This is a genomic window from Streptomyces sp. NPDC047525 (assembly GCF_040643025.1).
Lineage (GTDB): Bacteria > Actinomycetota > Actinomycetes > Streptomycetales > Streptomycetaceae > Streptomyces > Streptomyces durmitorensis.
The window spans coordinates 147,835-164,140 of record NZ_JBEYTL010000013.1 but is presented as its reverse complement, the minus strand read 5'-3'; the positions used below and the strand labels follow the sequence as shown (position 1 = coordinate 164,140).

Sequence of the window (16,306 nt, the reverse complement as noted above, 5' to 3'; positions counted from 1 at the left end):
TACGATGATGCTCTCGACACCAGCCCTCAGGAGGCACGCGATGTCCGCAGCAGCTGCCGAGCGGCCCCATGACGACCTCTCCGGCGAGCGGTCCCTGCTCGCCGAGGCGAACCTGCTCATGGAACGCAACCCGGGCCACCGCGTCGAGATCATCGGAGGCCAGATCACCGTGACCCCGCCCCCGGACGTGGCACATGCCCGCGCCCTCTCCCGGCTGAGGCGCCCGTTCGCCGTGGCCGGGCTCGACGGCGGAGAAACCGAGGTCCTCGAAGGCGTCGGTCTCTGGCTCCCCGCGGGCGCCGAGGATTACGCGATCCCCGACCTCGTCGTGGTCGACGCCGACATCGACGAGCACCTCATCGAGAACAACTGTTACGACCCCCTCTCCTTCCGCCTCGTCCTCGAAGTCACCTCCAGCAACTACCAGAACGACCTCCGGGCGAAGGTCTCCTCGTACGCCGCGGCCGAGATCCCGGTCTACGTCATCGTCGACCGCAAGCACGGCCGCCTCCACACCCTCATGAACCCGTCCAACGACGAGTACACGATCCACCAGGTCCACGCTCCCGGTCAGCTGGTCACCCTCCCCGAGTCGATCGGCGCGAAGGTCACGCTGGACGTGACGGAGGTCCTGGAGGCGGGAAAGCCTGTGCAGAGCGGCAGTTGAGCGCTGCTGTTCCGGTTGCCGGTCAGCGGGCGGGGCGGGGGAAGCGAGCGAAGCCTGCTACGGCAAATGTCACTGACCCCAGATCTAGCGACCAATAGTCGCCAATGGTCCTGAATCAGCATAAAAGCCCAGGCCGTTGACCGAATCCGCCTGGTGTCCTCACTCGCCCCAGAGATAGCGTTGGTTCGCTTCAGTTACCCCCCACCTCACGGGAGTCCCGAGTGAACCGCCCCATCCGTCTCATGACGGCCACGCTCACCGCATCCGCGGCCCTGCTGTTGACCGCCTGCGGTTCGGAAGGCGGGGACGACGGGGCCTCGGACAAGATCGAGGGGGCGGGGGGTGGCGGCACGAAGGCTTCCGCGAGCCCTTCGGCGAAGCCGGGCGGTGCGAAGCGTCCTGAGATCAAGCTCCCGGCCGAGTTCCAGGCGAACTTCGCGGGCTGGACGAACAGCGACCCGAAGGCCCAGGCAGTCCTGGACGACGGCAAGGAGGAGCTGCGGGCGAAGTACGCGGCGATCATCGAGGGGAACCCGGATTCGGACGCGGTGGCCTTCTATGACTCGGGCGCCTCTCTCACCACGGCCCAAAAGTGGATCAAGGGCTTCACCGAGACCGACGACAGCCTGATCGGTGAGGTCAAGGCCTACAACCCGAAGGTGAACGTCAGCAGCAAGGACGCGGCCGTGTTTTTCTACTGCGTCGACGAGCGCAAGGCTTCCACGAAGAACCGCAAGACCAAGAAGGTCACGGCCACCCCGGACACTCCCGACTCCGTGCTGCAGTACCGGGCCAGGCTCACCAAGACCAAGCAGGGCGTGTGGCAGACGGTCTCCCTGGAGACCGTCCCCGGCGGGTGCAAGTAATGCGGACCAGCACGAAGGCAGGTGCCTTTCTGCTCGCCACGAGTCTCGCCCTGGGCTTCTCCTCCACGGCGGCATATGCCATCGGGGACAAGAACAACCAGAATCCGCCGGGGCCTTCGGGCGGCGCGAACAAGAACACGCTGAACGCCGGGGTCGGTACCACGAACATCACGGTCAACCAGGTCAGCGGCGGCAAGGGCGGCTCCTCCGCCAAGGGGCTCGCCCCGGTGGACCCGAACTGGAAGCCTCCGGCCTGCTGGTACGAGCCCGTGGCGACGTCCGAGCAGGTGAAGGCCGCGACGGACCAGCTCAAGAAGACGCCCAACGAGAACCTGGTCCCGGTCACTCCCTCGCTCAGCTGGGGCGAGCAGTTGATGGTGGACACCTTCGAGAAGGGCAAGTCGCCGAGCGACGGCATCAAGAGCTACAAGAACTTCAACCTCGACAAGGACGGCAAGTTCTGGCGCGGCGTCGTCAACCCGGACATGGAGGACGATCCGGCGGCGTACGACTGCGAAGAGATCCTTTTCTGGCAGGACGCAGGCACCCTCCCGAAGATCGACAACGCCCCCACGCCCGAGGTTCTCGCCTCCTACGCGTACGACAAGGTCAAGGTCCCGGACACCAAGGTCGAGCTGAAGCCCGAAGCCAAGTCGACGGTGAACCTGCCCACCTGGGTCTGGCTGGACAAGGGCACCTTCGAGGACGTCAAGGTCCGCGCCGAGCTGCCGGGTACGGGCCTCTGGGCGGAGACCACGGCGAAGCCGGTCAGCCTGCACCTGGAGCCCGGCACGGCGGACGCGCAGACCTTCCCCGCGTCAGGCGAGTGCAAGGTCAACGAAGACGGCAGCATCGGCACCCCGTACACGAAGGGCTCCGCCAAGGAGGACCCGCCGTGCGGCATCGCATACCTCCGCTCCACCGGCGGCAAGCCGTTCCAGCTGAAGGCGTCCATCACCTGGGAGATCACCTGGGAAGGCTCCGGCGGCACCGGCGGCGACCTCCCGAACGGCACCTTCGACGGGACGCAGGACATCAACGTCCAGGAAGTCCAGTCGATCAACCGCTGAACAGTGGAAGCCACGGAGCACTCCAGCCGGGTGACACCGACGTCCATGTGGCCGTCAAACAGCGACAGTACGGCTGAATTCGGGCCGGCCGACCTACCCTGACGGAATGTCAGACAACCAGTCGGTCGGCCTGTCCGTTGACCAGTCCGTTCGTCAATCCGGTGAGCAGTCGACCGAACTGCTCGGCTTCGACAACGTCCTCTTCCCCGTCGGTGACCTCGGCGAGGCCGTCGACTTCTACGAGCGTGCCGGGTTTCCCGTGGCGCACCGGATCGACGAGATCGGGCTCGCGATCCTGAAGGTGGGGAAAGAGACGCCCGGGATTCTGTTGCGGGTGGAGGACGGGGTCGAGCATCGGCCTTCCGCGTGGTCCACACCCCGGGTGTGGCTGGAGGTGCCCGACGCGCGGGGTGCCGGGCGGGTTCTCGAGGACGCCGGGGTCAAGCTCCTGGCCCCGCCCTTCTCGGTCGCCACCGGGTACACCGTGGAGTTCGCCGACCCGTGGGGGAACGTCATCGGGTTCACCGACTATCGCAAGCGGCCTGAGCTGGCCCGGAGTTAGCCGGTCCGGCCGGGGCGGGCGTGAGCCCCAGGGGCACGGGTTACTTCCACTGCGCCCCGCCACCCTCCTCCGCCACCACCATGATGCGGCGCAGCATGTCCGAGAGCTGCGCGCGCTCCGGCCCCGAGAGCGCGGCCAGCAGGCGGTACTCCTCGTGGCCCAGTACGTCCATCGCGCCCAGCCAGATCGACCGGCCCGACTTCGTCAGCTCCACGTCCACCCGGCGGCGGTCCGCCTTCGACGGTGTGCGGCGGATCAGGCCGCGCCGCTCCAGGCCGTCCAGGCGGCCGGTCACGGAGGCGGGGGCCAGGTCCAGGTCGTCGGCCAACTGTGACGGGGTCGCCCGGCCGCCGCGGCCCGCCAGCTTGTGGAGGGTGTCGAACTCCGGGCGTTCCAGGTCGAAGTCGACCAAGGACTGCTCGCGGACGCGACGCAGATGGACCGTGAGCTTCTTCATGCGGGTCACCGCGCCCTCGATGTCCGGGTCGAGAGCGGGGAGCACGGGGAGCCAGCTTTCCACGTGGCTGTCGGTCCAGTCGCGGTGACCGTCGGTCGAGTCGCGCCGCGGCCCGTCCGCCTTCGCCCCCGAGGCCTTGCCCGGGGCCTGCCCCGCGTTCTCGTTCTCGGTCTCGTGCTTCTTCGCCATGCGCAGCAGCCTACTTCGGTGCCTTTCGCTTCCTGATATTTCGTTGACGAATAATTCGGATCCGAAATACAGTCCTCTCCATGCTGTCGCACCCCCTGCTGCGCAACCGCTCCTTCCGGCTGTTCTTCCTCGGCCGTTCGCTCTCCCTCATCGGCGACGCGGTCATCCCCGCCGCCCTTGCCCTCGCCGTACTCCGCGCCACCGGCTCCACCTCCGCGCTCGCGCTCGTACTCGGCTGCGCGATGGGGACGAAGCTGCTGTTGCTGCCGCTCGGCGGTGTCGTGGGCGACCGGTTCAACCCCCGTACCGTGGCCCTCGCATCCGACCTGGTGCGGTGCGTGACCCAGCTGTTCGTCGGCGTTCAACTGCTCGGCGGGGATCCCCAGTTGTGGCACATCGCCCTCGCCGAAGCCATCGGCGGCGCCGCTTCCGCCTTCGCCATGCCGACCCTCTCACCGCTCATCACCGGCACGGTCGCGGCGAAGGACCGGCACGCGGCCAATGCCCTCATCGGCGTGGTCAGCAGCGGCTCCCGCGTCGGCGGCCCCGCGCTCGCCGGGCTGCTGATCCTGGTCGCGGGGCCCGGCTGGGCCTTCGTCCTCGACGCCGCGTCCTTCGCGGTCAGCGCGTGCCTCCTCATGGCCGTCCGCCTCCACCGCGTCGAGGAACCCGCCGCGCGCCGTTCGCTGCGCAAGGATCTCGTCGAGGGCTGGCACGAGGTGCGCAGCCGTGACTGGTACTGGACCAGCCTCGTCGCGCACTCCGCCTGGAACGGCGCCGCCGCCGTCCTCATGACACTCGGACCCGTCATCGCCGTCGAGGAGCTGGGCGGCGAGGGCACCTGGATCGCGATCCTCCAGGCGGGCGCCTTCGGCCTGCTGGCCGGCTCGCTGCTCGCCGGGCGCGCGCGACCCAAGCGTCCGGTCCTGGTGGCCAACCTCGGCCTCGCGACGTACGCCCTGCCCCTCGCCCTGCTCGCGGCCGAGGCCCCGACCCCGGCCGTGATCGCCGCGTACGGCCTCGCGCAGGCGGGACTCGGCTTCCTCAGCCCCGTCTGGCAGACGTCGGTCCAGGCGGCGATCCCCTCCGGCGCACTGGCCCGCGTCACCTCGTACGACTGGCTGTTGTCCTTGGCCGCGATGCCCCTGGCGTACGTTCTCGGGCCGCTCGCGGCGGACGCGTGGGGCACGGCGGCACCGCTGTGGATCGCGGCAGCGGTGGTGGGAGTCGCGTGCGCGGGGACGGCGGCGGTGCCGGGAGTGCGCCGCTTCGGAGTGAGCGACGACGGGCGTCAGCCCGTCCCGGGCGAACGGGGGCGTCAGCCGGCCCCGGGCGACACCGGCCTCTCGAAGAACGTCTCCAGCGACACCGTCGCCTGAGTCCCGCTCACCCCGTCGATCGCGTACAGCCGCCGCAGCACGTCCTGGAGTTGCTCCGTCGTCCCCGTGCGGACCTTGACCAGGACGCTCGCCGCGCCCGCGATGACATGCGCCTCCTGGATCTCGGGGATCGCGGCGAAGTCCGCCGCCCGGTCCCCCATCCACGCCGTCGAGTCGACCATGACGAACGCCAGCACGCCCTGGCCGACGGCCGCCGGGTCCACGTCGACCGTCGTGCGGCGGATCACCCCGCGCTCGCGCAGTTTGCGCACCCGCTCGTGGGCCGCGCCCGCCGAAAGGCCCACCGCCTTGCCCAGGTTCGCGTACGACTGCCCGGCGTCCTGTTGCAGCAGTGCCAGGAGCTCTCGGTCGGTGTCGTCCATCAGCCGCACTCCCTGCCGTCCGTTCACTCTTCCTTGACGTACACCATATCTCGTACTGCAATATCCTCTTGTCACCGAATATGATTCGCTCATACGTCAGACAGGGGTCGTCATGTCTTCCCAGAAGGTGCCCACGTCGTACGAGGTTCTGGACGACCGCTTCCGCACCGGCCGGTGCGCCAACGGGGACGCCAAGCTGGAAGTCCTCCACGACGACTGCCGGTGGGCCGAAGGGCCGCTCTACCTGCCCGCCTGGCGGCAGCTCATCTGGAGCGACATACCCAACGACCGGCTGCTGCGCTGGGACGAGGCGACCGGCACCGTCGGCGTCTTCCGTACGCCTGCCGGGTACGTGAACGGCAACACCCTCGACCGGGAAGGGCGGTTGATCTGCTGCGAGCAGGGCAACCGGCGCGTCACCCGCACCGAGCACGACGGCCGCGTCACCGTCCTCGCCGACCGCTTCGAGGGCAAGCGTTTCAACAGCCCGAACGACGCCGTGGTCCGCTCCGACGGGTCAATCTGGTTCTCCGACCCCGACTTCGGGATCACCAGCGACTACGAAGGGCATCGCGCCGCCGCCGAGATCGGTGGCTGCCACGTCTACCGGATCGACCCGGTGACCGGTGACGTGCGCATCGTCGCCGACGGCTTCGACGGGCCGAACGGCCTCGTCTTCTCGCCCGACGAGCGGCAGTTGTACGTGTCCGACTCCCGCGCGGCCCAGATCCGCGCCTTCGACGTCCGTGACGACACAACCCTCTCGGACGGCGTCGTCTTCGCCGAGTCCAAGGACTCCGGCTTCGACAACATCCGCTTCGACGACGGAGGCCGGCTGTGGGCCGCCGCCCTCTCGGACGGCGTCCACTGCTACGACCCCGACGGCACCCTCATCGGGCGGATCACCGTCCCCGAGGCCGTCGCCAACATCGCCTTCGGCGGGCCGAGGAACAACCGGCTCTTCATCGCGGCGACGACCTCGCTCTACTCGCTGGTGATGTCCGTGACGGGGCTGCCGAGGGTCCGGGCCTGCTAGTTCACCGTGTCCATCTCGCCCACCGCCAGCTCCACGTCGTACACCAGCGGTTCGCCCGCGACCTGGATGTGCCGCGCGCGGGCCGCGTATCCCGGGGCCGTGACGGCCAGCAGGCAGGCGCCCGCCGACGGGGCCGCGACGATGTAGGAGCCGTCGGCGAGGGAGGTGACGCGGTCCAGTTGGCGGCCCGCCTTGGACAGGAGGGTCAGGATCGCGCCCTCCACCGGTTCGCCCTCCGCGGTGCGGATGAAACCGTGCACCACGGAGGCGCCGCCTTCACCGTCGGGCTCCGGCACGCGCGCGTGCGGCACGGTTGCCGACTCTTCCGGCGCCTCCGGCTCCTCCCGCGGCTCCACCGCCAGGTGCGGCAGGCGCTTCTCCAGGCCCGCGGGGAGCCACCAGTTGGAGCGGCCGAGCAGGTGCATGGCGGCCGGGACCAGCGCCGTGCGCAGGATGAACGCGTCCAGGGCGACCGCCGCCGCGAGGCCGATGCCCGCCATCGCGCCCTCCATGTCGCCGCTCAGGACGAACGCGGAGAAGACGCAGATCATGATCAGGGCCGCGCAGTTGATGACCCTGCTCGTCTCGGCGAGGCCCACCCTCACCGCGCGGGCGTTGTCCTTCGTGTGCACCCATTCCTCGTGCATGCGGCTCACCAGGAACACCTGGTAGTCCATCGAGAGCCCGAAGAGCAGCGACAGCATGATGACGGGCAGGAAGGCGGTGATCGGTCCCTCCTTGCCGATGCCGAGGATCTCCGTGCCCCAGCCCCACTGGAAGACCCCCACCAGCACGCCGAAGGAGGCCGCCGCCGCGATCAGGTTCATCAGGGCCGCCGTCAGCGGCACCACCAGCGAGCGGAACGCGACAAGCAGCAGGAGGAAGCCGAGCGCGATGATCGCTCCCACGAAGTAGGGCAGCCGGTCGCCCGTCACCGCGGCGAAGTCCTTGAAGACGGCCGTGACGCCGCCCACGTGGGCCTCGACCCCGGCCTCCGGAATCACGTCCCCCCGTAGTCGGTCGATGAGCTGGTCCGTCTCCACCGACTGGGGAGAGGTCGTCGGGACCACGTTGATGACCGAGATGCCGTCCGCGGGCGGAGCCGCCGCCACCCTCGCCACGCCCTCCGTCTCGCGGATGGCCGCCACCAGGTTCCCCGTGTCGGCCCCTTCGGCCACTACTTGGAGCGGGCCGTTGAATCCCGGACCGAATCCCTCGGCCAGCATGTCGTACGCCTGCCGGGTCGTCGTCGACTCCTGGTGGTTGCCCTGGTCGGTCGCGCCGAGCCGCAAGGAGAGCAGCGGCAGGGCCAGGAAGGCCATCACCACGAAGGCGAGTGCCGCGATCGAGCGCGGACGCTTCTGGACGTAGAAGGACCAGCGCGCCGCGAGGCCGCTCGCCTCGGCCGGCTCCGGTCCATCGGCCGCCAGGCGGCGCCGCTGCCTGCGGCTGAGCACCCGGGGGCCGAGCAGCCCGAGGAGCGAGGGCAGCAGGGTGACGGCCGCGAGGACGCTCAGGACCACGGTCAGGGAGGCGGCGATGACCACGCCGTCCAGGAAGCGCATGTTCATCACGAGCATCCCGGCGAGCGCGATGCACACCGTGCCGCCCGCGAAGAGCACCGCGCGGCCCGAGGTGTTCAGGGCCTGCACCGCGGACTCCTCGGGCTCCATGCCGCGCAGGATGCCGCGCCGGTGCCGGGTGACGATGAAGAGCGCGTAGTCGATGCCGACGCCCAGGCCGATCAGCGAGCCGAGCAGCGGGGCCACTTCGGGGATGTCCGTGACGTGGCTGAGCAGCATCGTGGAGAGCATCCCCATGCCCACTCCGAAGACGGCGATGACGATCGGCAGGGCCATCGCGAAGAGCGAGCCGAAGGCCAGGAAGAGGACGACGGCCGCGGCCGCGATGCCGACCAGTTCGGAGGTGCCCGTGGGCGGCTCCTGGATGCGAGTGATCGCCTGGCCGCCCAGTTCGACCTGAAGACCGGACCTCTCGGCGTTCTGGGCCGTGTCCACGACGTCCTGGACCAGGTTCTTGGGAACCTCGTTCGCCTGATCGGTGAAGGTCACCTGGGCATAGGCGATGCGGCCGTTCTCGCTCGTCTGGGCGGCGCCCGCCTCCTTGGACGCGTACGGGCTCTCGACCCCGCCGACGCCCTTCATACCGGCGATCTCCTTGAGCGCTGGCTCGATCCGCGCCCGTACGTCCTCGTCACGGGCCGAAGCACCCTCGTCGACGCGCCAGACGACCGTGTCGGTGTCCCCGGAGCGCTCCGGGAAGGCCTTGGTCATCAAGTCGTACGCGCGCGTGGAGTCCGTGTCCGGCAGGGAGAACACATTCGAGTAGTTGGTGCCCGCCGATGTCCCGGCCGCCCCCAGGCCGAACAGGGCTCCCACCCACAGCACAAGGACCACCAGACGGTGCCGATAGCACCATCGCGCCAATGCCGTCACGATCCACTCCTCCTCCGCGTCGCCAGGTCCCCCGGGTCCGTGCTTTCAGGAGCCTCAGCATCGGCGGCACCGCGCCCGAACGGCGCCGCGCGGCCATGATTCTCAAGCAACTCCAAGGCACGGACCGGGTCTTCGTACAACGCCCGTGCCGATACTGGAGGCATGAGCCACGCCGAAGGCCAGCAGGGAACAGATGTCGGAGTGCCGACCGGTCCTGGCGCCGGGGCCACCGTCCTCGTCGTCGAGGACGAGCCGAGCATCGCCGACGTGCTCGCCATCGCCCTGCGCTACCACCGCTTCGACGTGATGGTGGCGGGCACCGTGCGCGACGCCCTGGCGCTCGCCGAGCGCACCCGGCCCGACGTGGCGCTCCTGGACGTGATGCTGCCGGACGGCGACGGCCGCGCCCTGGCCAGGGAACTGCGCGCCAGGCGCCCCGAGATGGCCCTGCTCTTCCTGACGGCACGGGACGCGCCCGCGGAGGTCGTGGGCGCGCTCGGCTTCGGCGACGACTACATCACCAAGCCGTTCAACATCGACGAGGTCGTCGCCCGCATCGGCGCGGTCCTGCGCCGCACCAGGGACGCTGACGTGCTCCCCCAGCGCCCGCCGCTGCGCTACGGAGACCTGGAGCTCGACGAGACGACGTATGTGGTGCGCAGGGCGGGCCGCACGGCGCAGCTCACGCCCACCGAGTACGCCCTGCTGCGCTTCCTGGTCCGCAACGGCGGCCGTGTGGTGCCCAAGGAGCAACTCCTGCGCCACGTCTGGCAGTACGAGCACACGCCCGAGTCGACCGTCGTGGAGACCTACATCAGCTATCTGCGGCGCAAACTGGACGCCCTGGGCCCGCCGGTGATCACGACCCGGCGGGGCGTCGGATACGGCCTCGCATGAGGCGTGCGCACCGCCGCGGCATGAGCTCGCTGCGCGCCAAGCTCACCTGGGTGAACGTGGCCCTGCTGGCCCTCGGCGTCGTCGTGGCGACCGGCGTGAGCGTCATGGGCATGCGCCACTACCTGCTCGACAGCGTGGACGCCGAGCTGACGCAGTCGCGCACCTCACTGCTGAGCACCGGGCTCACCATGAAGGACATCGAGAGGCTCAGCGAGCTGGGCGTCGTGCTCGACAAGCTCTCGCCCGACGGCAAGGAGCGCGCGACCTCCCTGCCGCGCGGGGACACGGTGTTCGTGGCGGTGGACGAGCGCGGCGAGCCCGTCGCCATCGGCGCGCTCACACCGACCCCGCGCCAGCGCGCCCTGGCCGCCGCCGTCGACGACCCCGACGCGGTCGCCGACGAGTCCGAGCCGCAGGACATCACCCTGGACGGTGACGCCCACCGCATGGTGGGCGCGCGGCTCGCCGACGGCACGACGGTCCTGATGGCCGCGGCGACACAGAACGTGGAATCGGGCATCAAGAAGGCGCTCAAGCTCGACGCCGCCTTCGGAGTGGTCCTGTTGGGGCTGCTCGCCGTCCTGACGATGATCTCCGCGCACCACCGGCTGCGCCCCCTGGAGGACATGGTCGAGACGGCGTCCGCCATCGCCGAGGGCGATCTGACCCGGCGCGTGCCCTCGAGCCGTGCCCCGGCGCTGGAGACCGAGCAGCTGCGCCTCGCCCTCAACTCCATGCTCCACCAGGTCGAGTCCGCCTTCGAGACCCGCGAGCGCAGCTCGGCACAGTTGCGCCGCTTCGTCGCCGATGCCTCGCACGAGCTGCGTACGCCCTTGTCGGCGATCCGCGGCTATCTCCAGCTGTACGACAAGGGGATGCTCCGCGATCCGGCGGAGCGCACGCGCGCGTGGAGCCGCGTCATCGCCGAGACCGACCGGATGGGGCACCTCGTCGACGAGCTGCTCACGCTGGCCCGCCTCGACCAGCAGCCGGAACTGCGCTTCCGGAACGTCGACTTGAGCCGCCTGGTACGGGACGCCGCCGACGACCTGCGGGTGCAGGAGCCGGAGCGCCCGCTGACGGTCCGCGCCGACGGGGCGGTGCTGATCCGCGCGGACGAGTCGGGGCTGCGCCAGGTGCTCGGCAACCTGCTGGGCAACGTACGCGTCCACACGCCCGTCGACGCTCCGGTCACGCTGGGCGTGGAGCGGCAGGACGGGGTGGTGCGGCTGCGCGTGGCCGATCAGGGGCCCGGCCTCGCGGAGGAGGACGCGGCACGCGTATTCGACCGGTTCTTCCGGGCGGGCGGGGGCGCGGGCAGCGGGCTCGGCATGGCGATCGTGCAGGGGGTTGTGGTGGCGCACGGCGGCGAGGTGGCCGTGGAGACGACGCAGGGGGCGGGGCTCACGGTGACGGTGACGTTGCCTGCGGGCGCTGCGGGGTGAACGGGCGGGCGGGAGAGGTCTGTTCGTCCAGAGTCGGATGCGGGGTGAACGGGCGGGTGCGCGGGAGAGGTCTGTTCGTCCGGAGTCGGATGCGGGGGGGGGACCGAGACCGCAAGGCCCTAGGCCCGAACCAGCGCCCACACCGTCTTCCCGTACCGCCCCCGCTGCCAGACGCCCCACGCCTCGGAGAGCGCGTCCAGCAGCCGCAGGCCGCGGCCGTTCTCCTCCCAGGGGCCCAGTTCCCGCAGCTCCGGGCTGGTCGGACTCTCGTCGGACACCTCTATGAAGCAGTCGCCGTCGGCGAGCACGGTGACCGCGACCTCGAACTCGAACTCCCGCTCCAGGAAGTGCCCGTGGCAGACGGCGTTCGTCGCCAGCTCCGACACGAGCAGTACGGCGTCCTGCAGCGTCGCGCTCCCCTCCTTGTGCCCCCAGGCGGCCAGATGGTCATGTACACGGAGTCTGGCGAGCGAGACGGATGCCGGGTGCGGTGGCAGCCGGAAAGCATGACGTCGCAACAACGTTCCCCCTATGGCACACCAAAGCACCAAGAACCGCACACACTTCCGACACTTAATGCTGCGCAGAGGTAGCGCCCGGTGTCACACCGTCACCTTGCGGCGCGGCAGTATCCAGCCAGGTTTGTACCGCATCGAACCAACTAGCGATTACGCCTGGCGGGAGGCCAGTTCGACGACCGTGATGTCGGACGGCGCCCCGACCCGCACCGGCGGTCCCCAGGCACCCGCGCCCCGTGTCACATACAGCTGGGTGTCGCCGTACCGCTCGAGTCCCGCGAGCGTCGGATTGGCCAGGTCGGCGATGAAGTTGCCTGGCCACAGCTGTCCGCCGTGGGTGTGGCCGGAGAGCTGGAGGTCGACGCCGTGCTTGACGGCGTCGTGGATGACGACCGGCTGATGGGCCAGGAGCACGGACGCCCGCGAGCGGTCCCGGTCACCCAGCGCCTTGGCGAAGTCAGGACCGTGCCCCTCGCTCTCGCCCGCCACGTCGTCCACGCCCGCGAGGTCGAAGCCGGGCAGCTCGGTGCGGGCGTTCTCCAGGGGGCGCAGGCCGAGTTCGCGTACGTGATCGACCCACTGCTCGGCTCCCGAGAAGTACTCGTGGTTGCCGGTCACGAAGTACGTGCCGTGCCGCGCGCGGAGCTGGGCGAGCGGGGCGGCGGCCGGCCCCAGGTCCTCGACGCTGCCGTCGACCAGGTCGCCGACGACCGCGATGAGGTCGGGCTGCGTGCCGTTGATCGTGTCGACCACGCGCTGGGTGAAGCCGCGACCGAGAATCGGCCCGAGGTGGATGTCGCTGACCACGGCGATCCGGAACCCGTGCGCCCCGCGCGGCAGCTTGGCCAGCGGCACGGTGACGCGCTTCACCCGGGGGCCGCGCAGGACGCCGTACGTTCCCTGGCCGACCGTCCCTACGGCGACGGCGGCCGCGGTCCCGCCGACGATCCGGGAGACGAAGAGGCGGCGCGAGGGGGTGGCCGGTTCCGCCGGCACTCGTGCGGGGGCCTCGGTGGCGAGGACCTCCCTGGGCGGCTCCTCCGTAGAGGGCTCCTCCGTAGGGGTGGGTTTCGTGCGGCGCCTCAAGAAGAAGGGCCGTACGAGCTCCCCCACGAGAAGCGCGAGCACGAGATAGATCGACAGGGCCATCCACATGAAGCCGGGCCAGGCCAGCACCTGCTGGAGCCAGAACGGCGCCCCGGCCCGCTCACTCGCGACCGCCGCGAACATCAGCAGCGGCCCCGCCACGAAGACCACGGCGCCCGCGCGCCGGGCGAACCCGGGCCCGGCCGTGGTGTCCCGCACCAGGCGCCGCCAGGCGTACCACTGCATCCCGGCGAGGGCCGCGAGCGCGGCGAGACCGGCCAGCACGAACAGGATGACCACGGAGCGCGCCCCTCAGGAGTGACCGATCAGCTATGACGTACGGCGCAGAGCACGGACTCCGCGCAACCCGATGGTCCCCACGACCGTCCCCAAGACAAAGGAGGCGACGGCGAGCGTCAGGTGGACCCAGAAGTACGCGGTCGGGTCGCCTGCGTCATCGAAGGCGAGCCCACTGCCGTCCTTCCACAGGTTCTTGACGAAAGTGATCCAGATGAACCAGCTCCACACACCGAAGGCGAGCAGGAACCAGGAGACCGGGCGGCTGAGCTTCATGCGTTCAGTATCGCGAGCCTCCCTTCCGTCCCGCCGCCGGGGTGGGGAGCCCGACACTCAGGCCACCTCGGCGGCGACTTCCACAGCGGCGCCCTGTACGTTCTCGTCCGTGCCTGCCGTAAAAAAGACCGCCTTGTTGGTCACTTCCGCCGCATTGCTGACCATGTCGACCACGGCTCCCGCATGGGCCGACGGCAAGCCGGGGGGCGAGAACAAGCCCAAGCCGCCGTCGAAGATGTCGACCGTCGGCGGCGCCAAGCTCGGCGAGCCGGGCACCCAGGTGAGCCTGAAGGCGGGCGCGCCCGTGCTGCCCAAGGATCTTTCGGCGCGCTCCTGGATGGTCTCCGACGCCGAGACGGGCGAGGTGCTCGCCTCGCACAACTCGCACTGGCGGCTGCCCCCGGCGAGCACCCTGAAGATGCTCTTCGCGGACACGGTCCTGCCGAAGTTCCCCAAGACGCAGAAGCACAAGGTCGAGCTCTCCGACCTGGCCGGCATCGGCGCGGGCAGCAGCATGGTCGGCGTCAAGGAGAACGAGACGTACACGGTCCACGACCTGTGGCTCGGCGTCTTCCTGCGGTCGGGCAACGACGCGGTGCACGTCCTGTCGGCGATGAACGGCGGCGTCCCCGAGACCGTCAAGAACATGCAGTCGCACGCCGAGGAGCTGCAGGCCCTCGACACGCACGTGGTCAGCCCGGACGGCTACGACGAGAAGGGGCAGGTCTCCTCCGCGTACGACCTGACGCTGTTCGCCCGGTCCGGACTGCAGAAGAAGGACTTCCGCGAGTACTGCTCGACGGCCACCGCCAAGTTCCCCGGCGAGACCAAGAAGGTCAAGAAGGGCAAGGACAAGGGCAAGAAGAAGCGCGAGTCCTTCGAGATCCAGAACACCAACCGGCTCCTTACGGGGGACGTCGGTCTCGACGCCTACAAGGGCATCGCGGGCGTCAAGAACGGCAGCACCACGAACGCGGGCAACACCTTCACCGGTGTGGCCGAGCGCAACGGCAAGGTGCTGCTCGTCACCGTCATGAACCCCGACTCCGGGGAGCAGCACGCGGTCTACAAGGAGACCGAGCGGCTCCTCGACTGGGGCTTCAAGGCCTCGGGCAAGGTCGAGCCTGTGGGCGAACTCGTCGCTCCGAAGGGTGCCGGTACGGGCAGCGGCAAGGGCGCTCCCGGCGCAGGCAAGGGCAGCGAGTCCGACTCGGCCAAGAACGTGGCGCACGCCTCCGACAAGGACTCGGGCAGCGGCGTCGGTGTCGCGCTCGGGGTCGCGGGCGGCGTCCTGGCGCTCATCGCCGCCGGGTGGTTCGTGATCAGCCGCCGGATGCCGCTGCCGGACCTGGTGCGGCGGAAGACCCGCCGCTGACGTCGTCGGGCTCCGCCTGCTGCTGTTTCTGCCGCTCTTCTTGTTGCTCTTCTTGTTCCTGTTCCGTACGTGTCCGCTTCCGCGTCGCCGTCCAGGCGGCGCAGAACAGCAGCAGCTTCGCGGTGAAGTTGATCCACAGGAGCAGCGCGACGGGCACTCCGAAGGCGCCGTACATGCTCTTCGCCGCGACGCCCTTCATGTAGCCGCCGAGCAGCAGCTTGAGGAGCTCGAACCCGGCCGCGCCGATCAGGCCCGCGGTGATCAGGTGGCGGCGGGGCGGCTGCACGCCGGGCAGCAGCGTCAGGACGTAGAGCAGCAGCAGGAAGTCCGCGAGGACGGCGATGGCGAACGCGATCGCCTGAAGCAGCAGCCCGCCCCAGCCGTCCCTGGAGACCCCGAGGAGGTCGGCGCTCCAGCCGACGGCGGTCGACGCGAGGGTCGACGCGACGACGGACGCGAGGCCTGCGCCGCCGAGCCCGACGAGCACCCCGGCGTCCTTGATCTTGCGCATGACGGGGTTCTCGTCGGTGTCCTCCAGCTCCCAGACGACCCGCAGGCACTCCCTCATCGAGCCGACCCAGCCGATGCCGGTGAAGAGCAGCAGGGCGCCCGCGATGAGGCCGACGGTGCCCGCGTTGGCGACCAGGGCGTCCAGGTTCAGCTGGTCGGAGATGCCGGGGACCTGCTTCGAGATGGTGTCCTCGAGCTTGTCCTGCTGGCTCTTGGAGAGCGTCGCGGCGGCGACCGCGGCGGCGACGGTGATCAGTGGGAAGAGCGCCAGGAAGCTGATGAAGGTCATCGCCGCCGCGAGGCGGCTCCAGCTCACACTGTCGAGCCGCTCGTACGCGCTCCACGCGTGCGTGCGCATCAGACGCTCCACCAGGGGCCCGATGCCGGGGAGCTTTTTCAGCCAGTCCATGATGCCTCCCTGCCCGCTGTACGGAAGACCAAGGTCCGAGTACCCCAGAAACGCAGAACAGTGGCGAGTGCCATACCGACTCCCGCACCGGAGACGGTGTCCGCGCGCTGTGAGGTGAGACCGAGGCCGTAGTGGGACACCGCGATGCAGAGCAACTGCACCAGGGCTCCCGCGATGTTGACGGCGAAGAAGATCCCGTACTGACGAAGGCGCGAGACCTCGGCGGCCGCGTTTCGCCGGTAGGTGCCGAGCGCGTTGCCCGCGTACGCGACCGTGCAACCGGCCACGAAGGACAGTGCCTTGGCGGTCAGCGGGTCGAGACCGACGGGGCCGCGCAGCCAGATGAAGAGGCCGAGGTCGACGGCGTACGCACAGATCCCGGCGGCGGCGAAACCGAGCAGTTCGGGGCCCATGGCCCGCAGCCGCTC

Annotated in this window: 17 protein-coding genes; 9 read left to right on the top strand and 8 right to left on the bottom strand. The window is 69.8% G+C overall.

The features are described from left to right. Positions 1 to 40: 40 nt before the first annotated feature. The 4 genes from ABZ833_RS32190 to ABZ833_RS32175 all read left to right on the top strand — a co-directional run bounded on the left by ABZ833_RS32190 (position 41) and on the right by ABZ833_RS32175 (position 3,165). Positions 41 to 667 (top strand): Uma2 family endonuclease, encoded by a 627-nt coding sequence (locus ABZ833_RS32190; RefSeq protein WP_361053930.1) that lies wholly within the window; start codon positions 41 to 43, stop codon positions 665 to 667. Positions 668 to 888: 221 nt separating this feature from the next. Next, positions 889 to 1,533: a hypothetical protein gene (locus ABZ833_RS32185; RefSeq protein ID WP_361053927.1), complete on the top strand. Its 645-nt coding sequence runs from the start codon at positions 889 to 891 to the stop codon at positions 1,531 to 1,533. Continuing rightward, positions 1,533 to 2,603 carry a hypothetical protein gene (locus ABZ833_RS32180; protein WP_361053924.1) on the top strand — a complete coding sequence of 357 codons (1,071 nt, stop codon included), beginning with the start codon at positions 1,533 to 1,535 and terminating at the stop codon, positions 2,601 to 2,603. The genes ABZ833_RS32185 and ABZ833_RS32180 overlap by 1 nt, the downstream gene beginning before the upstream one ends. Positions 2,604 to 2,709: 106 nt before the next feature. Beyond that, positions 2,710 to 3,165: a VOC family protein gene (locus ABZ833_RS32175; protein ID WP_361053921.1), complete on the top strand. Its 456-nt coding sequence runs from the start codon at positions 2,710 to 2,712 to the stop codon at positions 3,163 to 3,165. 40 nt (positions 3,166 to 3,205) lie between these two features. Here ABZ833_RS32175 and ABZ833_RS32170 read toward each other — a convergent pair whose 3' ends face one another. Beyond that, on the bottom strand, positions 3,206 to 3,811 hold the full coding sequence (locus ABZ833_RS32170) for a MarR family transcriptional regulator (RefSeq protein ID WP_361053918.1): 606 nt from the start codon (positions 3,809 to 3,811) through the stop codon (positions 3,206 to 3,208). Between the two features lie 80 nt (positions 3,812 to 3,891). On the opposite strand from ABZ833_RS32170, the gene ABZ833_RS32165 reads away from it, so the two are divergent. Next, a complete protein-coding gene (locus ABZ833_RS32165; protein ID WP_361053915.1) occupies positions 3,892 to 5,190 on the top strand; it encodes an MFS transporter in 1,299 nt (432 codons plus the stop codon). On the opposite strand, the gene ABZ833_RS32160 is transcribed toward ABZ833_RS32165, so the two are convergent. Next, positions 5,130 to 5,573 (bottom strand): Lrp/AsnC family transcriptional regulator, encoded by a 444-nt coding sequence (locus ABZ833_RS32160; protein WP_361053912.1) that lies wholly within the window; start codon positions 5,571 to 5,573, stop codon positions 5,130 to 5,132. The genes ABZ833_RS32165 and ABZ833_RS32160 overlap by 61 nt on opposite strands. A 112-nt stretch (positions 5,574 to 5,685) precedes the next feature. Between ABZ833_RS32160 and ABZ833_RS32155 the strand changes: the two genes are divergently transcribed. Next, on the top strand, positions 5,686 to 6,609 hold the full coding sequence (locus ABZ833_RS32155; RefSeq protein ID WP_361053908.1) for an SMP-30/gluconolactonase/LRE family protein: 924 nt from the start codon (positions 5,686 to 5,688) through the stop codon (positions 6,607 to 6,609). On the opposite strand, the gene ABZ833_RS32150 is transcribed toward ABZ833_RS32155, so the two are convergent. Continuing rightward, positions 6,606 to 9,056, bottom strand: coding sequence for an MMPL family transporter (locus tag ABZ833_RS32150; RefSeq protein WP_361054134.1), 2,451 nt, complete (start codon positions 9,054 to 9,056; stop codon positions 6,606 to 6,608). The genes ABZ833_RS32155 and ABZ833_RS32150 overlap by 4 nt on opposite strands. Positions 9,057 to 9,227: 171 nt before the next feature. Between ABZ833_RS32150 and ABZ833_RS32145 the strand changes: the two genes are divergently transcribed. Then, positions 9,228 to 9,962 carry a response regulator transcription factor gene (locus ABZ833_RS32145; protein ID WP_361053905.1) on the top strand — a complete coding sequence of 245 codons (735 nt, stop codon included), beginning with the start codon at positions 9,228 to 9,230 and terminating at the stop codon, positions 9,960 to 9,962. A gap of 20 nt (positions 9,963 to 9,982) precedes the next feature. Next, a complete protein-coding gene (locus tag ABZ833_RS32140; RefSeq protein WP_361053902.1) occupies positions 9,983 to 11,407 on the top strand; it encodes a HAMP domain-containing sensor histidine kinase in 1,425 nt (474 codons plus the stop codon). Positions 11,408 to 11,526: 119 nt separating this feature from the next. Here ABZ833_RS32140 and ABZ833_RS32135 read toward each other — a convergent pair whose 3' ends face one another. The 3 genes from ABZ833_RS32135 to ABZ833_RS32125 form a co-directional block, all read right to left on the bottom strand. Next, entirely contained in the window at positions 11,527 to 11,928 is a 402-nt protein-coding gene (locus ABZ833_RS32135; RefSeq protein ID WP_361053899.1) for an ATP-binding protein, read from the bottom strand. Positions 11,929 to 12,075: 147 nt separating this feature from the next. Continuing rightward, positions 12,076 to 13,311 carry a metallophosphoesterase gene (locus tag ABZ833_RS32130; protein ID WP_361053896.1) on the bottom strand — a complete coding sequence of 412 codons (1,236 nt, stop codon included), beginning with the start codon at positions 13,309 to 13,311 and terminating at the stop codon, positions 12,076 to 12,078. A 30-nt stretch (positions 13,312 to 13,341) separates the two neighbouring features. Beyond that, positions 13,342 to 13,584 (bottom strand): SCO4848 family membrane protein, encoded by a 243-nt coding sequence (locus tag ABZ833_RS32125; RefSeq protein WP_249588213.1) that lies wholly within the window; start codon positions 13,582 to 13,584, stop codon positions 13,342 to 13,344. Between the two features lie 163 nt (positions 13,585 to 13,747). Here ABZ833_RS32125 and ABZ833_RS32120 point away from each other — a divergent pair, with 163 nt between their 5' ends. Beyond that, positions 13,748 to 14,959, top strand: a complete 1,212-nt coding sequence (locus tag ABZ833_RS32120; RefSeq protein ID WP_361053892.1) for a D-alanyl-D-alanine carboxypeptidase — start codon at positions 13,748 to 13,750, stop codon at positions 14,957 to 14,959. On the opposite strand, the gene ABZ833_RS32115 is transcribed toward ABZ833_RS32120, so the two are convergent. Together ABZ833_RS32115 and ABZ833_RS32110 are read right to left on the bottom strand one after the other, a co-directional pair. Next, a complete protein-coding gene (locus ABZ833_RS32115; protein ID WP_361053889.1) occupies positions 14,907 to 15,878 on the bottom strand; it encodes a YihY/virulence factor BrkB family protein in 972 nt (323 codons plus the stop codon). The two genes, ABZ833_RS32120 and ABZ833_RS32115, sit on opposite strands and share 53 nt — an antisense overlap. After that, positions 15,866 to 16,291 (bottom strand): GtrA family protein, encoded by a 426-nt coding sequence (locus ABZ833_RS32110; RefSeq protein ID WP_361054131.1) that lies wholly within the window; start codon positions 16,289 to 16,291, stop codon positions 15,866 to 15,868. Before ABZ833_RS32110 ends, ABZ833_RS32115 begins: the two co-directional genes overlap by 13 nt. Between the last annotated feature and the right edge of the window lie 15 nt (positions 16,292 to 16,306).

Bases quoted from the DNA above. Each gene is read 5' to 3' on its own strand.
- ABZ833_RS32165 (WP_361053915.1), top strand. From the start codon at position 3,892: ATGCTGTCGCACCCCCTGCTGCGCAACCGCTCCTTCCGGCTGTTCTTC.
- ABZ833_RS32125 (WP_249588213.1), bottom strand. From the start codon at position 13,584: ATGAAGCTCAGCCGCCCGGTCTCCTGGTTCCTGCTCGCCTTCGGTGTG.
- ABZ833_RS32190 (WP_361053930.1), top strand. From the start codon at position 41: ATGTCCGCAGCAGCTGCCGAGCGGCCCCATGACGACCTCTCCGGCGAG.
- ABZ833_RS32110 (WP_361054131.1), bottom strand. From the start codon at position 16,291: ATGGGCCCCGAACTGCTCGGTTTCGCCGCCGCCGGGATCTGTGCGTAC.
- ABZ833_RS32175 (WP_361053921.1), top strand. From the start codon at position 2,710: ATGTCAGACAACCAGTCGGTCGGCCTGTCCGTTGACCAGTCCGTTCGT.
- ABZ833_RS32160 (WP_361053912.1), bottom strand. From the start codon at position 5,573: ATGGACGACACCGACCGAGAGCTCCTGGCACTGCTGCAACAGGACGCC.
- ABZ833_RS32180 (WP_361053924.1), top strand. From the start codon at position 1,533: ATGCGGACCAGCACGAAGGCAGGTGCCTTTCTGCTCGCCACGAGTCTC.
- ABZ833_RS32170 (WP_361053918.1), bottom strand. From the start codon at position 3,811: ATGGCGAAGAAGCACGAGACCGAGAACGAGAACGCGGGGCAGGCCCCG.
- ABZ833_RS32115 (WP_361053889.1), bottom strand. From the start codon at position 15,878: ATGGACTGGCTGAAAAAGCTCCCCGGCATCGGGCCCCTGGTGGAGCGT.
- ABZ833_RS32140 (WP_361053902.1), top strand. From the start codon at position 9,983: ATGAGCTCGCTGCGCGCCAAGCTCACCTGGGTGAACGTGGCCCTGCTG.
- ABZ833_RS32145 (WP_361053905.1), top strand. From the start codon at position 9,228: ATGAGCCACGCCGAAGGCCAGCAGGGAACAGATGTCGGAGTGCCGACC.
- ABZ833_RS32155 (WP_361053908.1), top strand. From the start codon at position 5,686: ATGTCTTCCCAGAAGGTGCCCACGTCGTACGAGGTTCTGGACGACCGC.
- ABZ833_RS32120 (WP_361053892.1), top strand. From the start codon at position 13,748: ATGTCGACCACGGCTCCCGCATGGGCCGACGGCAAGCCGGGGGGCGAG.